Source organism: Flavobacterium sp. (assembly GCF_044368625.1).
GTDB lineage: Bacteria > Bacteroidota > Bacteroidia > Flavobacteriales > Flavobacteriaceae > Flavobacterium.
Map to the genome: position 1 here is coordinate 1 of NZ_JBIPPD010000316.1, position 2,738 is coordinate 2,738.

The 2,738-nt window shown below is 26.5% G+C and carries 3 protein-coding genes and 1 pseudogene; all 4 read right to left on the bottom strand.

Going from position 1 to position 2,738, the window contains the following annotated elements; all coding sequences use genetic code 11:
* Positions 1-138 precede the first annotated feature (138 nt).
* A complete protein-coding gene (locus ACIQ2X_RS15515; protein ID WP_396179876.1) occupies positions 139-594 on the bottom strand; it encodes a hypothetical protein in 456 nt (151 codons plus the stop codon).
* A 200-nt stretch (positions 595-794) separates the two neighbouring features.
* Positions 795-1,724 (bottom strand): hypothetical protein, encoded by a 930-nt coding sequence (locus tag ACIQ2X_RS15520; RefSeq protein WP_396179877.1) that lies wholly within the window; start codon positions 1,722-1,724, stop codon positions 795-797.
* A 52-nt stretch (positions 1,725-1,776) separates the two neighbouring features.
* Positions 1,777-2,454, bottom strand: a complete 678-nt coding sequence (locus ACIQ2X_RS15525; protein ID WP_396179878.1) for a hypothetical protein — start codon at positions 2,452-2,454, stop codon at positions 1,777-1,779.
* Between the two features lie 186 nt (positions 2,455-2,640).
* Positions 2,641-2,738, bottom strand: a pseudogene (locus tag ACIQ2X_RS15530) (IS1595 family transposase); the annotation flags it as partial.

A 2,738-nucleotide genomic window follows, 5' to 3' on the forward strand; every position in this document is an offset into this window, starting at 1 on the left:
TTGTTCCCAACTTTTCCAACAAGCCGTTGGACCGGCACTTTATACTCGAAAATCACCTACAAATCGGCCATATAAAAAGTTGTTAATAACTTTAATTGCTTTACATAGGAACCCCTAGCTGTTGTGTGCAGTTTTTTTTTATTTATTGTTGTTTAAGCTTTCCATTTTTATTTTCAACTTTTCAATTTTTTCAGAATATTTTTTCATTAATGATTCTGATTTAAAAACTGTTTCATCTTCTAAACCTGGATTTAATTTCAGCGTTTCATTTCCGTTTAATATTGACAATAAAAATATTCCATCAATTTCTATTTTCTGATTTTTAATATTTCCTTTTGTAGATTCATTAAACTTCTCAATTGAGGAAAAAAACGGAATAAATGACTTTCCGTTTTCAATATAATCTTGAATATTTATTACGCTCGAATTGTCGTTTAATTCTTCGGATAATATTATAACAACTTTACCGAGAAATATTTCGTCATTTTGGTTTGTCATTTCTATTTTAGTTTCAACTTTATTTTCTGAATTTTCCTTTTTTGAATTATTACAAGATAAAAATGCAAGAATAAATATTAGATAATTTGCTTTCATAATTTAAATTTCGGATTCAATTTTTTCTTGATTTTCTCTACGTTTTTTCTAATATGCCTGCTAACGTTTTGCAGCTTGGCGATGTGGCGGATTAAGGAAGCCTAAACTTTCGGATAAAAACTGACTTTGCAAGTACAAAACTATCTTTAAATTAAGCCAAAACCCGCCATATTGCCAAACGACGGTTACAGGAAGCCTTTTTACCATTCTTTAGCATATAATATTATTGCTGGAGTAACCAGTATGCTTTTGTGGGGTTTTAAAAAAAATTGTTTAGCAAAATCATAATTTATCATACGATTAATGTTCATCAAACTTACACTTGATTCTTTTGTAATTAAATCAATAGTTTTAGAATAATAATTTATTTCATCTGATAATTGAAATTTTATTTTTGTGAATTTTTCATTTGGAGGTTTAATTATGTTATTTTCTTCGTCTAAATAATCTATTAGTTGAATTGAAATAAATACACTTTTATTTGGAATTAATATTAAGTTTTGATTAATTTCGACTTCTACTTTATTTTTGTCTTTTTTATCAATTGACAGTATATCTGTCGAGTATAGTAAATTACCCAAATTTGCAAATTGATTACCTTTAATTGGTGAAGTTTCTTCAACTTCGTAGAAATTTATTTTATATAGTGTTTTATAAAATATTTTTTCTGTAAAAAAAGCTATTTTGTCTATTATTATGTTATTTTTAAATTTGTTATTATGCACTATACCAAAATATAAATCTTTAGCTATGGACTTGCTTTGCTTTTTTACAAACCGATTTGTTTCTCCAATTGTTAAAAGATTATTTTTCGCAACAACAACTACTTCATCTAAATAAATTATTTTTTTTTCCAAAAAAATAATTGTGTCAAGTTTATTTCTATTTATTCCAAATGGTTTGTAATCTAATCTTGAAAAACTAATCGAGTCGTAATTAATTTTACTGTCAATTTTTGTAATATTCTTATTTTCTGATAATGCGTTGAAAATTAACTTTTTATTTAGAAAAAGTGAATATTGAACTTCATCTATAAATTCATGAGTGTCTAAATCCAACGGTATGAAAACCTGAGAATTTGAAATATTTATTATTAAAGTAAATATTATCGGGAAAATATTTTTTTTCATGATAAATAAATTAAAAAGCTATTAACCTGTGAAGGTTAATAGCTTATTTTTGTTAATTTGGATTGTACTCTTCATTGCAACCAACAGTTGCATGAACATAATTTCCATTTTCATTTGTTTCCATTGTAGCAGTTACTTTAGATAGCCTTATACCTAAAAAATAACTTGCTTGATAAACGCCACGAACACCATTTACACATGAACCATAAGAATATCTAATTCTTAAAGCAACTGGTTCTGGGTCAGTTACAACTGGGTCTTCAAATTCTGGGTCTTCAATTACTTTTATGAAATCAAATTCATCAGTTGATAAATATTTTTCTAACTCATTAATTTCATTAAAATGCTTTGTTTCATTAGTTTCAATTTTAACGGCAGTTAACTTGTAGCTTAATCTGTTTACATCTAAAAAGAAAACAAAATCATTTGATGATTTTTCAGTAATTATATAACCTCTTGCTCTTGTATCATCACCAACAAATACTTCTGTAATTAAATAGCTTTGCATTTCTACCGTTCTATTTAAAGTATTCGTTTCGTTTCTAGATTTTATCTCTTTAGGGTTACCTAGTTCAGAGTTTTGCTTGTAAAAAGATTTTAAAAATGTTTCAACATTTTTACCTGATGTTTCACTATTAGTTGTATCACTATCATTTGAACAACTTACTAAAATGCATGCACTAACAAAAAGTGCGATAAAAGAGAAAAGCGCTAATTTTAAATGTTTCATTTTTTTTCATTTTTTAAGTTTTGCCTACTATTTTTTGAACGGTTCCTGTTCGGCTTATTTCTCCGCTTCATTCAACAATATAACACTAAACAAAAAACATTTTTCAACTCGAAATGTTAAACTAAAATACAAATTATGCTACTTTCTTATCAATATAGGTAAAAAATTATGCATATCCGTTTTTAATCATACTCCTGTAATACTTGCTATCACTAGTCTATCGAAGATTTTCTCACCAAAATATCTGCGATTTAGCTTATAAACAAACTCGTTCAGATACAGTT

Bases quoted from the DNA above. Each gene is read 5' to 3' on its own strand.
- ACIQ2X_RS15515 (WP_396179876.1), bottom strand. From the start codon at position 594: ATGAAAGCAAATTATCTAATATTTATTCTTGCATTTTTATCTTGTAAT.
- ACIQ2X_RS15520 (WP_396179877.1), bottom strand. From the start codon at position 1,724: ATGAAAAAAAATATTTTCCCGATAATATTTACTTTAATAATAAATATT.
- ACIQ2X_RS15525 (WP_396179878.1), bottom strand. From the start codon at position 2,454: ATGAAACATTTAAAATTAGCGCTTTTCTCTTTTATCGCACTTTTTGTT.